Here is a 14,713-nt window from a genome sequence, read left to right on the forward strand (position 1 = left end):
CACACGACAGCGCCCCGCCGGACAGCAGAGTCCGGCGGGGCGCTGGGTGACGCGGGTGGCGCGTGCCCTTGACGGGTCAGCGCTTGGCGCGCGAAGCGGAGCGACCGCGCTCCTTCTGGTCCAGGACGACCTTGCGGATGCGCACGGTCTCCGGGGTGACCTCGATGCACTCGTCGTCGCGGCAGAACTCCAGCGACTGCTCCAGGGAGAGCTTGCGCGGCGGCACGACGTTCTCGGTCGAGTCCGCGGAAGCCGCACGCATGTTGGTGAGCTTCTTCTCCTTGGTGATGTTCACGTCCATGTCGTCGGCGCGCGAGTTCTCACCGATGATCATGCCCTCGTACACCTCGGTGCCCGGCTCCGTGAAGATCACGCCACGCTCCTGGAGGTTGATCATCGCGAACGGCGTGACCGAACCGGAGCGGTCGGCGACCAGCGAACCGTTGTGACGGGTGCGCAGCTCACCGAACCACGGCTCGTGACCCTCGAAGAGGGAGTGCGCGATGCCGGTGCCGCGGGTCTGGGTCAGGAACTCCGTACGGAAGCCGATCAGGCCACGTGAAGGAACGATCCACTCCATGCGGATCCAGCCGGAACCGTGGTTGGTCATCGTCTCCATGCGGCCCTTGCGGGTCGCCATCAGCTGCGTGATCGCGCCGAGGTGCTCCTCGGGGGAGTCGATCGTCAGGCGCTCGATCGGCTCGTGCAGCTTGCCGTCGACCTCCTTGGTGACGACCTCGGGCTTGCCGACGGTCAGCTCGAAGCCTTCCCGGCGCATCGTCTCGACGAGGATCGCCAGCGCCAGCTCGCCACGGCCCTGGACCTCCCAGGCGTCGGGACGCTCGGTGTCCAGCACGCGCAGCGAGACGTTACCGATCAGCTCGCGGTCGAGGCGGTCCTTGACCTGGCGGGCGGTGACCTTGTGGCCCTTGCCGCCCTTGCCGACCAGCGGCGAGGTGTTGGTGCCGATGGTCATCGAGATGGCCGGCTCGTCGACCGTGATCAGCGGCAGCGCGATCGGGTTCTCGGGGTCGGCCAGCGTCTCGCCGATCATGATGTCCGGGATACCGGCGACCGCGCAGATGTCACCCGGGCCCGCCTTCTCGGCCGGCTTGCGGGTGAGCGCCTCGGTCATCATCAGCTCGGTGATGCGGACGTTGGACATCGTGCCGTCACGCTTGATCCACGCGACGGTCTGGCCCTTCTTCAGCTCGCCCTGCTCGACGCGGAGCAGCGCGATACGGCCGAGGAAGTTGTCCGCGTCGAGGTTGGTGACGTGCGCCTGGAGCGGCAGCGTGTCGTCGTACTCGGGGGCCGGGACGTGCTCCAGGAGCGTGCTGAAGAACGGCAGCAGGTCCTCGCTGTCGGCCGGGACGGTGCCGTCCTCCGGCTTGGTCAGCGAGGCGACGCCGTCACGGGCGCAGGCGTAGACGATCGGGAACTCGATCTGCTCCTCGTCCGCGTCCAGGTCCAGGAACAGGTCGTAGGTCTCGTTGACGACCTCGTCGATCCGGGAGTCCGGGCGGTCCGTCTTGTTGATGCACAGGATGACCGGCATCCGCGCGGACAGGGCCTTGCGCAGCACGAAGCGGGTCTGCGGGAGCGGGCCCTCGGAGGCGTCGACGAGGAGGACGACCGCGTCCACCATCGACAGACCGCGCTCGACCTCGCCACCGAAGTCGGCGTGGCCGGGGGTGTCGATGATGTTGATCGTGATCGGATCCCCGCCGTCCTTGGGGTGGTACTTCACGGCGGTGTTCTTCGCCAGGATCGTGATGCCCTTCTCACGCTCCAGGTCGTTCGAGTCCATCATCCGCTCGTCGAGGTTCTCGGCGGCGTGGGCTGCGAACGCTCCCGCCTGCTTGAGCATGGCATCGACGAGGGTCGTCTTGCCGTGGTCGACGTGGGCGACGATGGCTACGTTACGAATGTCGTGGCGCGTGGGCATACTGGCGGCGCTTCTCCCGGAATCGTGGATGGCGGCGCGTACGGTCCGGTACGCGCGCCCGCCGGGCATGAAGACGCCACGGCCTCACCCCATGGTACGTGGCTGCGGCGGCGTTGGCCGCCCCAGCCCGTACGTACCGCGTCTGACCTGCGCTTTCTTACCGATTGTTCGCCGCTACTTCGTGTATCCGATGTCCTGGAAGCGGGGGGTGGCGAAGCCGAAGGCGCCGACGTTGGCGAGCGGCTTCTTGACGGCGACGAGTTCGGGCTGCTGGTAGAGCGGGATCGATCCGGCGACGGCCCAGATCCGGGCGTCCGCCTTCTCCATCACCTCCCGCGAGCCGTCCGGATCCAGCTCGGACACCGCCTGGTCGAAGAGCTGGTCGATCCGGTCGGTGCCGACCCGGGTGTAGTTCTGCGCGACGGTCAGCGAGCCGTCCGGCGCGGGCTGCGGCTTGGCATAGATCGGCCGGGCGTCGGTCGCCGGGTAGGCGGTGCCTGGCCAGGTGTAGAGCGCCAGGTCGTAGTCGCCCGCGGCGATGTGGTCGTCGAAGTAGCTGCGGTCATCGACCTTCTGGACGGCGGTCCTGACGCCGATCCTGCCGAGCATCGCGGCGATCCGGTCACCCACGGCGCGCAGTTGCTCGGAGCCCGGCCCGTCGGGCAGCACGAAGCGCAGGGTCAGCGCCTTGCCGGCCTTCTTCATGGCAGGGACCTGCGCGGACGCGGCCCGCTCGGCAGGCCGCCCCTCCGCGTCCTCCTTCTTCCCCGCCTTCTCGTCCTGCCCGCCGGCCTGCGGCCCCGGGTGCCCGGCCACCGCCCCGCCGGCGCCCGGCCGACCGGCGCCTGCCTGGTCGGTACCTGCCTGTCCGGTGCCGACCAGCTCGGCCGCCGCGAGGGCGCGGGCGGCCCGCCCGGCGTACGTCCTGGACGCGGCGTACGCGGAGCCCTCGGTGTCCCCGTCGGCCGCTTCCTTGCGGTCGGCCGCCGCGGCTTTGTAGAACGTGGCGCTCTGCCGCAGCAGCGCCGCCTGCTGGACCTCGGCGCCGATCGCGCGGACCGCCGAGAGCGGAGCGTCCGCGATTGCGGGGCGGGTGACGGCGGCGTGGTCGTCGTCGGGGCGGGCGGGCGCGTGCTCCGGGTTGCGGCCGTCGGAACCGGCGTGCGCGGCTTTCGATGAGCGGGCCGGTCCCGCCTTCGCCGAAGCGGAGGCGGCGCCGGACGCGGCCCCGCCGCCGGCCGCGTCCTCGTTCGCGGGCTGCGGCGACGCCGGGACGCCGCCGCCCTTCCCCGGCCGCCAGCCGGCGTCCGCGAGCAGCGCCTTCGCCGCGCCCGTGTCCTGGCCGCCGATCGCGTCGCTGTGGTCCTCGTAGCCGGGCTGCCCGGCCATCATGAGGTGGCTGCCGAGCGGGCGGGAGGGCAGGTGCAGGGGCTTGAGCACGGTGTCGGCGAGCTTCTGGCGGTCGATGGCGCGGGCCACCGCGCGGCGTACCCGCTCGTCGCTGAGCGGACCGGTGCTGCCGTTGAGCGCGAGCTGCGTGTAGGCGGGCTCCAGGGCCTTGCGCAGGGCGTAGCCGTGCAGGGCCCTCGTGCCGGCCGCGGCCCGCTGCGCCTGCGGTCCCGGGTTGCCCGCGTGCACGCTCTTCGGCTGGCTGCCCGGGGCCCCGCCTCCGGTGGGGTCGACCTTCCGGGCGTCCTTCGGGTCGACCGCCGCCACGTCGACCTCCCCGGCTTCCAGCGCCTTGGCCCGCTGTGCGCGCGGCAGCGCCTGGAACACCATCCGGTCGAGCTTGGCGCGCGCCCCCCACCACTTCGGGTTGCGGACGAGGGTGACGGTGCCCTCGTCGCTGTCGCGGCCCTCGACGGTGAACGGGCCGGCCGCCACCTCCAGACGTTCGCGGGCGCCGTCGTTGAAGGCGTCGGCGCTGCCCATGACGCGCTGCGGGTAGAGCGGTGTGAACAGCGACCGCCAGTCCGCGTAGGGCCGGGCGAAGGTGACCTTGACCTGGTGTGCGTCGGCGCCCTGCTCGACCTTGTCGATGCGGTCGTAGCCGGCATTGCGCGCGGTCCAGTACGCGTTGTCCTTGCCGCGCAGCGCCTTCCACTGGGCGGCGAAGTCGGCCGCGCTGATCGCCCGGCCGTCGCTCCAGCGCGCCTTGGGGTTGAGCTTGTAGACGACGACCTGCCGGGGCTCACGCTTGGTGATGTCGGCGGCGGTGAGGTAGTCGGCGTTGCGCTGCGGTGCGCCGCTCTTGTCGAGGGTGAAAAGCGCGGGCAGCACGGCGCCGGTGACCTGCGAGGTGGCCGCGTCGGCGTCGGCATGGAAGGCGTTGAGGGTGGCGGGCAGGGTGTCCACGGCCCAGCGGACCGTACCGCCGTCCTTGACCCGGCCGCGGGGCGCCACCGCGATGTCCTGGGCGGCCGATGACGCCCCGCCGTCGTCGTCGGCGCTGCAGCCGGCCAGCACCGGCAGTGGGAGCAGCACCCCCGCCGCGATGAGCGCGGCGCAACGGCGTCTGCGGCACGCCGCGCGGCCTGTGCTGACGTGGTCGGTCATGGCTGTTACCTCCGGGGCTCGCGCGCGCCGCGCCGAGCCGCCGCAACACGTTCGGCCGACTTTGCGGCTCATCACATCTATGGCTCCCCCACTGAAAGCGACCGATCACGGCACCGGCACCCGACACGTCGATCGGCGGGCCAAGGCCACCCACCCGGCCCAACACCCGTGCGCACGGCGGGCGTACGGGCCTGTGGGTCGGCAGGTCGGGGGCGCCCGGCGGCCGGGCGCCGGAGCGCGGAAAGCGGCGTGGGGACCGAAACGCACCGGTTGGATCCGGTAATCACGACAGATCCCTTCCCAACACCTACTGTGACGCGCGACACTCACGGGCGCATGAGGTCGCCCACCACTCCTTCGGAAATGAGGGCACACCATGTCCCTTCACGACGATCTGACGGCTGTCGAACGGAGCCTGGACGAACTGGTCCGGGCGGTGGGCCGGCTGGAGAAGCGGGTCGGCGGCGGACTCGACATCCGCCGGGTGCGCAGCGACGCCGACCATCTGGGCGAGAGCCTGCGGCTGCTCAAGGAGAGCGCGGCATCGGCGGGCCGTGCGCAGGACCGTCCGGCCACCGAGGCGGAGGGTGTGGTCACCATCTCCGACGCCCCCTACGACAGCACGCTGTGGACCGACGCCGAGGACGAGGGCCTCGGCGCCAAGGACCGGCACGCACCTTGACCCCGGGGGCCGCACCCCGCCCCGCCCGCTCAAGACCCGCCCCCGACGGAACGCCCTTGACGGAGACCGACGTTGGCCACTGGTACCGAACCCGCACCGCAGTCCGGCACGAGGGGCGTGCACGACGCCTCGCGTGCCGCCATCCCCGCCCGTCACCTGCGGACCGACCGCTGGTGGCTGGCCCCGGCCTGCACCGCGGCCGGGCTCCTCGCGTTCATCGCCTACTCGACCTGGCGGGCCTTCGCGAACGCCGACTACTACCACGCCCCGTACGTCTCGCCGTTCTACTCGCCGTGCCTGGCACAGAACTGCGCGCCGATGCACGGCGGCCCCAACTGGGAGATCTTCGGGAGCTGGTGGGGCCTGTCCCCCGCGCTGCTGATCCTGATCTTCCCGCTCGGCTTCCGGCTGACCTGCTACTACTACCGCAAGGCGTACTACCGCGGCTTCTGGGCCTCGCCGCCCGCCTGCGCGGTCGCCGAGCCGCACGCGAAGTACACCGGCGAGACCCGCTTCCCGCTGATCCTCCAGAACATCCACCGCTACTTCTTCTACGCCGCGGTGCTGGTGGCCTGCGTGCTCACCTACGACACCGTGCTGGCGTTCCGCGACGCGCACCACGCCTGGGGCCACATGGGCCTGGGCACCCTGGTGTTCCTCGCCAACATCGTGCTGATCTGGGCGTACACCCTCTCCTGCCACTCCTGCCGGCACATCGTCGGCGGCCGGCTGCGGCACTTCTCCAAGCACCCGGTGCGCTACCGGCTGTGGGGCTGGGTCGGCAAGCTCAACGAGCGGCACATGCTGCTCGCCTGGTCCTCACTGATCAGCGTGGCCGTCGCGGACTTCTACGTCTTCCTGCTGGCGGCCGGGGTCTTCGACGACCCGCGGTTCTTCTGACGACAGATCGTTCGACCCTTCCGAGGAAAGGTGTGCTCCGCGATGGCGCATGTGGACCGGCAGACGTGGGACGTGGTCGTGGTCGGCGCGGGCGGCGCCGGGCTGCGCGCCGCGATCGAGGCCCGCGAGGCGGGGCTGCGGACCGCGGTGATCTGCAAGTCGCTGTTCGGCAAGGCCCATACCGTGATGGCCGAGGGAGGCATCGCGGCCAGCATGGGCAACGTCAACGACGGCGACAACTGGCAGGTGCACTTCCGTGACACCCTGCGCGGCGGCAAGTTCCTCAACCACTGGCGGATGGCCGAACTGCACGCCAGGGAGGCGCCCGACCGGGTCTGGGAGCTGGAGACCTGGGGCGCGCTGTTCGACCGCACCCCGGACGGCCGGATCTCGCAGCGCAACTTCGGCGGCCACGAGTACCCGCGCCTGGCGCACGTCGGCGACCGTACCGGCCTGGAACTGATCCGCACCCTCCAGCAGAAGATCGTCTCGCTCCAGCAGGAGGACGAGCGGGAGTTCGGGGCGTACGACGCGCGGCTGAAGGTCTTCCAGGAGTGCACGGTCACCCGGGTGCTCAAGGAGGAAGGACCCGACGGCCGCCGGGTCGCCGGGGCGTTCTGCTACGAGCGGGAGTCCGGCAGGTTCTTCGTCCTGGAGGCGCCCGCCGTGGTGCTGGCCACCGGCGGGATCGGCAAGTCCTTCAAGGTGACGTCGAACTCGTGGGAGTACACCGGCGACGGGCACGCGCTGGCGCTGCTGGCCGGGGCGCCGCTGGTGCACATGGAGTTCGTGCAGTTCCACCCCACCGGCATGGTCTGGCCACCGTCGGTGAAGGGCATCCTCGTCACCGAATCCGTCCGCGGTGACGGCGGGGTGCTGCGCAACAGCGAGGGCAAGCGCTTCATGTTCGACTACATCCCGGACGTCTTCAAGGAGAAGTACGCGCAGTCCGAGGACGAGGGCGACCGCTGGTACGACGACCCGGACAACAACCGGCGCCCGCCCGAGCTGCTGCCACGCGACGAGGTGGCCCGCGCCATCAACGCCGAGGTCAAGGCGGGCCGCGGCTCCCCGCACGGCGGCGTCTTCCTGGACGTCTCCACGCGGATGCCGGCCGAGGTGATCAAGCGCAGGCTGCCGTCCATGCACCACCAGTTCAAGGAGCTGGCGGACGTGGACATCACCGCCGAGCCGATGGAGGTCGGGCCGACCTGCCACTACGTGATGGGCGGCGTCGACGTCGATCCTGACACCGCGGCGGCGGCCGGTGTGCCAGGACTGTTCGCGGCGGGTGAGGTGGCCGGCGGCATGCACGGCTCCAACAGGCTGGGCGGCAATTCCCTCTCCGACCTGCTGGTGTTCGGCCGCCGCGCGGGTCTGCACGCCGCCGAGTACGCGGCGGCGACGACCACCAGGCCACGCGCCGACCAGGCGCAGCTCGACGCGGCGGAGGCGGAGGCGCTGCGCCCGTTCAGCGCCGAGGGCGCCCGCGGCTCGGACCGCGCACCTGGCCCGTCGGAGAATCCGTACACGCTGCACCAGGAACTCCAGCAGACGATGAACGACCTGGTCGGCATCATCCGCAGGGCGGGCGAGATGGAGCAGGCGCTGGAGCGGCTCGGGGAGCTGCGGGAGCGGGCCGGGCGGGCGGGTGTCGAGGGGCACCGGCAGTACAACCCCGGCTGGCACCTCGCCCTCGACCTGCGCAACATGCTGCTGGTCAGCGAGTGCGTGGCGCGCGCCGCCCTGGAACGCGAGGAGAGCCGCGGCGGGCACACCCGCGACGACCATCCGGAGATGGACAGGCAGTGGCGCACCGTCAATCTGCTGTGTGCGCTGGCCGGACCGGAAGGCGCGGCGCAGGACGCGGATCCGGCGCGCGGCCGGATCCGGCTGAGCCGTCGCGAGACCCCGCCGATCCGGCGCGATCTGCTGGAGCTGTTCGACAAGGACGAGCTGGTGAAGTACCTGACGGACGAGGAGCTGAGCCGGTGAGCGGGCAGGAGACGGGAACCACGGGCACGTACACGGCGCACTTCCGGGTGTGGCGGGGCGACGCGGAGGACGGCGGTCTGGAGGATTTCCGGGTCGAGGTGCACGAGGGGGAGGTGGTGCTGGACATCATCCACCGGCTGCAGGCCACCCAGGCGCCGGATCTGGCGGTGCGCTGGAACTGCAAGGCGGGCAAGTGCGGTTCGTGCAGCGCGGAGATCAACGGCAGGCCGCGGCTGATGTGCATGACCCGGATGTCGGTCTTCGACCGGTCGCAGACCCTCACGATCACGCCGATGCGGGCGTTCCCCGTCATCCGGGATCTGGTCACCGACGTGTCATTCAACTACGTGAAGGCGCGGGAGGTCCCGGCGTTCGTGCCGCCCGCCGACCTGTCGCCCGGTGAGTACCGCATGCAGCAGGAGGACGTGAACCGTTCGCAGGAGTTCCGTAAGTGCATCGAGTGTTTCCTGTGCCAGGACACCTGCCATGTGGTGCGTGATCACGAGGAGAACAAGGGGGCCTTCGCCGGGCCGCGCTTCCTGATGCGGATCGCGGAGCTGGACATGCATCCGCTGGACGCGGCGCCCGAGACCGGTCTCGACCGCAAGCGCACCGCGCAGGACGAGCACGGGCTCGGCTACTGCAACATCACCAAGTGCTGCACCGAGGTCTGCCCGGAGAACATCAAGATCACCGATAACGCGCTGATCCCGCTCAAGGAACGGGCGGCGGACCGCAAGTACGACCCACTGGTGTGGCTGGGCAACAAGATCAGGCGGCGCGGGGACTGAGCGGAAAACCCCCAACTCGCTTTCATCATACGGAACTTGAATTTCCGTCAGTTGGCTGGAACACGCCTTACCGACGCGCGGCCCGCGCACGCTATAAGAACGGAATGAACTTTCCGAAGATATCCAGACGCCGGGTGCTGGCGGGCCTCGGCAGCGTCCCGCTGGCAGCCGCCGCCGGCACACCGGTACGCCAACGCCCCGCTCCCCCGGCACCGCCCGAGCCGGACGGCACCCGCCGCACCACCCTCATCCGGGGCGCCGACCAGGTGCTCACCATGGACCCCGCGCTCGGCGACGGGCCGCTGGGCGCCCTGGAGTACGGCGTCGACGTCCTGCTGCGCGAGGGCACCATCGCCGCCATCGGCCGCGGACTCGACGTCCCGCACGGCGCCCGGGTGATCGACGCACGCGGCAGGCTGGTGCTGCCGGGCTTCGTCGACCTGCACAACCACCTGTGGCAGTCCAGCATCCGCGGCGGCTGCGCCGACCAGGACCTGAACGGCTGGCTGGCCGCCTGCAACCGCGCCACCCTCCCCAAGATCCACCCCGACGACATGTACCGCTTCGTCCACCTCACCGCACTCGACGCGCTCCAGGCAGGCGTCACCACCGTCGTCGACTGGGTGCACGCCATCCCCTACGACACCAGCGAGCGCTACGTACGGGCCCTGGACGACGCCGGCCTGCGGTTCGTCTACGCGATGACCCAGAGCGGCGCCGACCGCCACCTCATCCGCGAGGTCAAGAAGGACTTCATCGACCCGCTGCCGCTGGCCTCCGCGCAGGTGTCGGTGCACGCGGGCAGGTCCGGCATCAAGGACCTGCGGCAGCTCCACGACGTCGCCCGCGAGCTGGACCTGATGGTCAACTCCCATGTCCTGGAACACCGCGACGACCGCAAGGACGAGCAGATCCGTGCGCTGCGCGAGGTCGGCGCGTTCGGCCCGCGGCTCCTGATGAACCACGCCGTCCACCTCACCGACGAGGAGATCGCGCTCACCGGCGACCACGACGTGCGCGTCGCACACTGCCCGCTCAGCAACATGCGGCTGGCCTCCGGCATCATGCCGCTGCCCGCGCTGCACCGGCACGGCGTACGGGCCGGGCTCGGGCACGACGGCGGGACGAACGACACCTCCGACATGTTCGCGCTGATGAAGGCGGCGGTCGGCCTCCAGCGCGCCCGCCACGAGGACGCCGGCATCCACCCGACGATCCCCGCCGTCCTGCGGATGGCGACGCTCGGCGGCGCGGAGTGCATCGGGATGGCCGACCGGATCGGCTCGCTGACCCCGGGCAAGCGCGCCGACGTCCTCATCCTCGACCCCGGCACCCTCAACTTCGCCCCGCGCTTCGACTGGACCAGTCAGATCGTCCTCAACGGCCAGCCGCCGAACCTCTCCCACGTCTTCGTGGACGGGCGGCTGCGCAAGGAGCGCGGCGAACTGGCCGGGGTGGACACCGCGCGGGTGGTACGTGAGGCGGAGCGGGCCGCGGCGCACGTGCGCGCCGCCTGACCCACGGCCCGTCGGCGGCCCCCGTCCGGGCCGCTGCCGACCGCACCGGGATCAGAACAGGCTCAGCAGCGCCTCGGCCGGATCCGGTACCTCCGACTCGCCGTCCGGCAGCGCGAGTTCGAACCAGACGGTCTTGCCACGCGGCGTACGGCGGCTGCCCCAGCGGGAGCTGAGCAGCCCCACCAGCTGAAGCCCGCGCCCGCCCTCGTCGGTGTCCCTGGCCCGGCGTCTGCGCGGCTGGGCGAGGTCGGCGTCCCACACCTCGCAGACCAGCGAACGGTCCCGCAGCAGCCGCAGCCTGATCTCGCCGTGCCCGTGCCGCAGCGCGTTGGTGACCAACTCGCTCACCAGCAACTCCGTGGTGTCCACCAGGGCTTCGAGCCCCCAGTCCGTCAGCTGGTCGCGGGCCAGCTCGCGGGCGCGGGCCACCGAACGGGCCTCCGGCGCCAGATTCCAGTCCCCCACCGCGTCCTTGGGCAGCCCGTGCACCCTGGCCATCAGCAGGGCGATGTCATCCTCGCCGTGCGAGGTGTCCAGCGCGCTCAGGACGTGATCGCAGGCGTCCTCCAGCGGCCGGCCGGCCTCCGACAGGGCCCCACGGAACGCCTGCAGCCCTTCGTCCAGCGGATGGTCGCGGGACTCGACGAGCCCGTCGGTGTAGAGGGCGAGCAGCGCGCCGTCCGGCAGCTCGACCTCGATCTCCTCGAACGGCTCGCCGCCGACACCCAGCGGCATCCCCGGCGGCACGTCGAGCAGCAGGGCGTCCTCACCCCCTTCGACCAGCACCGGCGGCAGGTGCCCTGCGTTGGCGAACGTACATCGGCGGGTGACCGGGTCGTACACGGCGTAGACGCAGGTGGCGAGGTAGACCTCGGAGAGGTCGGCGGCGGCGCCGCGCCCGCTCTCGGCGCCCCTGTCGGACTGCGACCGCTTGCCGGTCCGCCCCTCGCCGCCGCCGAGCCCCCGCGCGATCTCGTCGAGCGCCGAGAGCACCTCGGCCGGCTCCAGGTCGAGCAGCGCCAACGTCCTTACGGCGCTGCGCAGTTCACCCATCGCGACGGCGGCACGCAGTCCGCGGCCCATGACGTCGCCGATGACCAGGGCCGTGCGGTGACCCGGCAGCTCGATGACGTCGAACCAGTCGCCGCCGACCTCGGTGGCGGTGGTGCCCGGCAGGTAGCGGCAGGCGATGTCCAGGCCCGCCGCCTCCGGGTCGCCGGGCGGCAGCAGGCTGCGCTGGAGTATCAACGCCCGCTCGTGCTCCCTGCGGTAGAGCCTGGCGTTGTCGATGCAGACCGCGGCGCGGGCCGCCAGCTCCACCGCCAGCGCGGTGTCCCGCTCCCCGAACGGCTCACTGCCCTTCGTACGGGAGAACTGCACCAGGCCGACGACGGTGTCCCTGGCGACCATCGGGACGGCGAGCGTGGAGTGCACCACCGCGCCGAGCTCCGGCCCTTCGTCGCTCTCCCGGCCGGGGATGATCTGTGCCTGCGCGGTCCGCAGGGCGCCCGCGCAAGGGGAGTTGAACGGGTAGCGGTGCACCGCGCCGACCGCGACCGGATCGCGCTCGCCCTCGGCGACACAGCAGGCCGTGGTGGCGAGCGGGGCGTCGGACACCGCGCTGGAGAAGGCGACTCTGCGCAGTTCGGCGCTGCCGTCGCTCATGCCGGGCGGGGCTTCGTCACCGGCCAGCAGCCCTTGGAAGAGGTCCACCGACGCCAGGTCGCAGAACTGCGGGACAGCGACGTCCAGGAGGGTGCGTGCGGTGGTCTCCAGGTCGAGGGAGTTGCCTATCCGGGCGCCGGCTTCGTTGAGCAGCGCGAGATTGCGGCGGGCGTTGGCGGCCTCCCTCTCGGCGCGGCGGCGGCCCGTGACGTCGGCGGCGAGCGCGGCGACGCCGATCGGTCGGCCACTGGCGCCGTGCAGCCGGTAGAGCGAGACCGACCAGCGGCGCCGGTCGGTCTCACCCGGCACCACACCCACCAGTTGCATCTCGGTGACCGGCTCTCCGGTGTCCAGCACCCTGCGCAGCGCGACGGTCATCCGCTCGGCCTCGGCCCGGGGAAGGAAGTCGTGCGGGGTGCCGCCGCGGTACTTGCTCGCCGGGCCGCCGAAGACCGTGGCGAACCTTTCGTTGACCCGCAGCAGCTTGAGCCGGGTGTCGAACAGGGTGAAGCCCATGGGCGATTGACCGAAAACGGCCTGCGAGGCGGCGAGGTCGGTCTCGATGCCGCGCAGCGCCCGCACGTCGACGACCAGACAGACCGCGGTCCGCTCGCCGGTCTCCGTCTCGGACGGCATGACGTAGATCTCCGCGAGCCCGTCGGCCTCGGCGCTCTCCTCCCGGTGGTAGGGCACCAGGCCGGTCCACTCCCGGCCGTCGAGGATCCGGGACACCGCACGGCGGCCGGTCTCGCGCAGCTCCCTGGGGACGAACGCCTCGACGGGATCCTTGCCGACCGCGTCCCCGGCGGTGATACCGAGCATCTCGGCGGCCCGCTCGCTCCACCTGTCGATCCGCCCGTCCGGGCCGAGCGAGAAGGAGGCGACACGGATGTAGTCGTAGATCGATCCCGGCCTGCTGTTCTGCCACACGGGCGGGGAAGGCGGCGCGGGCGCGGGCCGGGCGGCGCCCGGGGCATCCGGTCCGTGCGCACCCCGACCAGCGGTCTGTGCGGATAGCGTCCCGCCAGATGACATCTCGCTCACGAGCCCCGTCCCCTCCAGCTCATCGTGCCCGGACCGGACAAGCCGAGTAAATCAGCCCCACGGCCGTCCGGAACACGGTCTTCACGATCACAGCACAGTCTCGATCGCAGCCCATCCACAGAATGTCGATGAAATGGCAACGATCAGGACTCCACCTGTCTCCTAACCCGCCACCGTCAGCTCGAACCACACTGTCTTGCCGGTCTTTCCGCGCCGGGTGCCCCAGCGCCGTGACGTGCACGCCACCAGCTGGAGTCCGCGACCCCCCTCGTCGTCGGGTGCCGCGGTGCGTTCCTGCGGCGGGTCCGGCAGCGGATCGGACACCTCGACCAGCAGACCGCCCCCGCTGAGCAGCACCATGCGCACGCCGATGGGACCGCTGGCGTAGCGCAGGGAATTGGTGACCAGTTCGCTGACGAGCAGGACGGCGACGTCGACGGAGGACTCAAGGCCCCAGTCGGTGAGCGCCTGGCGGACCATCGCGCGGGCGGTGCGCACCGCACCGGGATCCGCGGGGAAGCTCCATTCGGCGATCGGGGAACCGGAGGCCATGCCGCGGCGGCGGACGTACGTGGAGGCCGAATCCGGGGCCCCTGCCGCTGCGCTGTCGCTCACGCCGATCACTTCCCAGCCCGATGCGATGCCCGTCGACATCACCCAAAAAGAAAAGGGTCAATCAGGACATACCCGATATCGACCTGCAAGTACCGTCCTCCACCGGGCACTGTTCCACACCCGCCGCACTTCGGCGCGGCGCGGCCGGACGGGCAGGCCCGAAGCCGAAGCCGTGTCGTCAGGCAGGCACGACGTCGGACTTCCCCGTCTAGCCGTTGTCCGCGGCTGCCGACCCCACCGTCTCCCGCAGCCGGCGCATCGCCTCGGCGACCGCCGGGCGGTCCTGGTCGAGCCAGTCGACCGACAGCTCCTCGCTCGGCGGCAGCCAGCGCAGTTCGTCGTGGTCCTGGAGGGCCCGCGGCTCACCCGACACCAGCCGGGCGGCCCAGACCCGCAGCACGAACCCGGGACGCAGCGGCCACTCGCCGGCGATCCGCTCCCCCGGCTCCACCTCGACACCCAACTCCTCGCGCAACTCGCGCACCAGGGCCTGCTCGGGTGTCTCGCCGTCCTCCACCTTGCCGCCGGGCAGCTCCCAGCGGCCGGCCAGCGCGGGCGGCGCGCTGCGCCGTGCGGCCAGCAGCCGCCCCCGGTCGAGCACCGCTCCGCCCACCACCACACGCACCGTCGTCATACGCGGCAGCCTACGGCGCGCACTGCACCGCGCAACCCGCTCAGCCGGTCGTCCGCCCCACCCGCTCCACCACGTAAAGCCGCTGGTCGCCACGGGCGTCGAGCCCGCCCGCCACCTTCTCGGCCTCCGCGCGGGTGGCGTACCTGCCCACGCGATAACGATTGCCGCCTTCGTCCTGACGGATGACGAGCCAGGGCAGCACGGCCCCACTGTCGCTCATCGCGCCCCTCCGTCCGCCGTGCAGCGCGCCCACGCGCGCCCCTCCTGTACCGATGCCGAAACCGCATTCTGCATATGCCCGACCCTACGCCCGACCTTCACTCAGCGGATACGGAATGGCACAAAGAGATACCGAACCGGCCACCC

The 14,713-nt window shown here is 71.4% G+C and carries 11 protein-coding genes; 5 read left to right on the forward strand and 6 right to left on the reverse strand.

Going from position 1 to position 14,713, the window contains the following annotated elements; all coding sequences use genetic code 11:
* Window positions 1–76: 76 nt before the first annotated feature.
* Together typA and ACGFNI_RS11785 are read right to left on the reverse strand one after the other, a co-directional pair.
* The gene (gene typA, locus ACGFNI_RS11780) at window positions 77–1,948 is read right to left on the reverse strand and encodes a translational GTPase TypA (protein WP_393682826.1); all 1,872 of its coding nucleotides are present in this window, start codon (window positions 1,946–1,948) and stop codon (window positions 77–79) included.
* 174 nt (window positions 1,949–2,122) lie between these two features.
* On the reverse strand, window positions 2,123–4,504 hold the full coding sequence (locus tag ACGFNI_RS11785) for an ABC transporter family substrate-binding protein (protein ID WP_393682828.1): 2,382 nt from the start codon (window positions 4,502–4,504) through the stop codon (window positions 2,123–2,125).
* 376 nt (window positions 4,505–4,880) lie between these two features.
* Between ACGFNI_RS11785 and ACGFNI_RS11790 the strand changes: the two genes are divergently transcribed.
* The 5 genes from ACGFNI_RS11790 (at window position 4,881) to ACGFNI_RS11810 (ending at window position 10,389) form a co-directional block, all read left to right on the forward strand.
* The gene (locus ACGFNI_RS11790) at window positions 4,881–5,186 is read left to right on the forward strand and encodes a hypothetical protein (RefSeq protein WP_393682830.1); all 306 of its coding nucleotides are present in this window, start codon (window positions 4,881–4,883) and stop codon (window positions 5,184–5,186) included.
* Window positions 5,187–5,258: 72 nt separating this feature from the next.
* Window positions 5,259–6,086: a hypothetical protein gene (locus ACGFNI_RS11795; RefSeq protein WP_393682832.1), complete on the forward strand. Its 828-nt coding sequence runs from the start codon at window positions 5,259–5,261 to the stop codon at window positions 6,084–6,086.
* A gap of 42 nt (window positions 6,087–6,128) precedes the next feature.
* A complete protein-coding gene (locus ACGFNI_RS11800; protein ID WP_393682834.1) occupies window positions 6,129–8,081 on the forward strand; it encodes a fumarate reductase/succinate dehydrogenase flavoprotein subunit in 1,953 nt (650 codons plus the stop codon).
* Window positions 8,078–8,872, forward strand: coding sequence for a succinate dehydrogenase/fumarate reductase iron-sulfur subunit (locus tag ACGFNI_RS11805; protein ID WP_393682836.1), 795 nt, complete (start codon window positions 8,078–8,080; stop codon window positions 8,870–8,872). The genes ACGFNI_RS11800 and ACGFNI_RS11805 overlap by 4 nt, the downstream gene beginning before the upstream one ends.
* Window positions 8,873–8,976: 104 nt before the next feature.
* A complete protein-coding gene (locus ACGFNI_RS11810) occupies window positions 8,977–10,389 on the forward strand; it encodes an amidohydrolase family protein (protein ID WP_393682838.1) in 1,413 nt (470 codons plus the stop codon).
* A 51-nt stretch (window positions 10,390–10,440) separates the two neighbouring features.
* Here ACGFNI_RS11810 and ACGFNI_RS11815 read toward each other — a convergent pair whose 3' ends face one another.
* From ACGFNI_RS11815 to ACGFNI_RS11830, 4 genes are all read right to left on the reverse strand, one after another.
* The gene (locus tag ACGFNI_RS11815) at window positions 10,441–12,984 is read right to left on the reverse strand and encodes a SpoIIE family protein phosphatase (RefSeq protein WP_393682839.1); all 2,544 of its coding nucleotides are present in this window, start codon (window positions 12,982–12,984) and stop codon (window positions 10,441–10,443) included.
* 276 nt (window positions 12,985–13,260) lie between these two features.
* Window positions 13,261–13,650, reverse strand: a complete 390-nt coding sequence (locus ACGFNI_RS11820; protein WP_393683047.1) for an ATP-binding protein — start codon at window positions 13,648–13,650, stop codon at window positions 13,261–13,263.
* A gap of 271 nt (window positions 13,651–13,921) precedes the next feature.
* Window positions 13,922–14,347 carry a (deoxy)nucleoside triphosphate pyrophosphohydrolase gene (locus tag ACGFNI_RS11825; protein ID WP_393682841.1) on the reverse strand — a complete coding sequence of 142 codons (426 nt, stop codon included), beginning with the start codon at window positions 14,345–14,347 and terminating at the stop codon, window positions 13,922–13,924.
* A gap of 40 nt (window positions 14,348–14,387) precedes the next feature.
* Complete coding sequence (locus tag ACGFNI_RS11830) at window positions 14,388–14,567, reverse strand: SPOR domain-containing protein (protein ID WP_393682843.1); 180 nt, start codon at window positions 14,565–14,567, stop codon at window positions 14,388–14,390.
* Window positions 14,568–14,713: the final 146 nt, after the last annotated feature.

This window comes from Streptomyces sp. NPDC048644, assembly GCF_043199105.1.
Classification (GTDB): Bacteria; Actinomycetota; Actinomycetes; order Streptomycetales; family Streptomycetaceae; genus Streptomyces.

Excerpts from the sequence above, each read along its gene's own strand:
- typA (WP_393682826.1), bottom strand. The coding sequence starts at position 1,948 with ATGCCCACGCGCCACGACATTCGTAACGTAGCCATCGTCGCCCACGTC.
- ACGFNI_RS11785 (WP_393682828.1), bottom strand. The coding sequence starts at position 4,504 with ATGACCGACCACGTCAGCACAGGCCGCGCGGCGTGCCGCAGACGCCGT.
- ACGFNI_RS11790 (WP_393682830.1), top strand. The coding sequence starts at position 4,881 with ATGTCCCTTCACGACGATCTGACGGCTGTCGAACGGAGCCTGGACGAA.
- ACGFNI_RS11800 (WP_393682834.1), top strand. The coding sequence starts at position 6,129 with ATGGCGCATGTGGACCGGCAGACGTGGGACGTGGTCGTGGTCGGCGCG.
- ACGFNI_RS11810 (WP_393682838.1), top strand. The coding sequence starts at position 8,977 with ATGAACTTTCCGAAGATATCCAGACGCCGGGTGCTGGCGGGCCTCGGC.
- ACGFNI_RS11820 (WP_393683047.1), bottom strand. The coding sequence starts at position 13,650 with ATGGCCTCCGGTTCCCCGATCGCCGAATGGAGCTTCCCCGCGGATCCC.
- ACGFNI_RS11825 (WP_393682841.1), bottom strand. The coding sequence starts at position 14,347 with ATGACGACGGTGCGTGTGGTGGTGGGCGGAGCGGTGCTCGACCGGGGG.
- ACGFNI_RS11830 (WP_393682843.1), bottom strand. The coding sequence starts at position 14,567 with ATGAGCGACAGTGGGGCCGTGCTGCCCTGGCTCGTCATCCGTCAGGAC.